This window comes from Vibrio sp. 811, assembly GCF_033339195.1.
Genome location: NZ_JAWOUB010000893.1, coordinates 1 through 531, shown reverse-complemented (window position 1 = coordinate 531; position 531 = coordinate 1). Strand labels below are relative to the sequence as shown.

General features: G+C 44.6%; 1 protein-coding gene. It reads right to left on the bottom strand.

Annotated features, from left to right (window positions below):
- Positions 1-531: LysM peptidoglycan-binding domain-containing protein (locus R7Q46_RS29985; protein ID WP_318078695.1), on the bottom strand; the 531-nt coding region annotated here is incomplete at both ends.

Sequence of the window (531 nt, the reverse complement as noted above, 5' to 3'; positions counted from 1 at the left end):
CAACCCATAAGGTATCGGATTTTAAGTTGTTCTCACGACGAATATCCGACAGCTTCACTTTATAGTGACTTGCGATCTTACCCAAGAACTCACCCGATTTAACGGTATGAGTAATCGTTTCAGTCTCTACTGTAATAGGCTTGCTTGGCACTTGGATCTTGCCAGCTGACGGAATACGCAGTTTTTGTCCAACCGCTAAGCTGGTCGATTTCAACTTGTTCTCAGCCATCAACGCTTTCGAGTTAGTACCGTATTTATTTGCAATCACAGACAGCGATTCACCACGCTTAACAATGTGCACCATTGGTTTAGAGGAAGGTGAGAACACCGTGCCTTCAGGTGGGTTATCTTTTAGATATTTAACCACCGCTTTAGAGATAGCCTGCGCTAACTTATCTTGGTGTGCGCGTTGGAACAGCAGTTTCTCTTCTGTTGGGTTAGAGATAAATCCAGTCTCTACAAGGACCGATGGAATTTGTGGCGAACGCAGTACTGCCAAGCTAGTGTTGATTGGCTTGGTGTTGTGTAGAT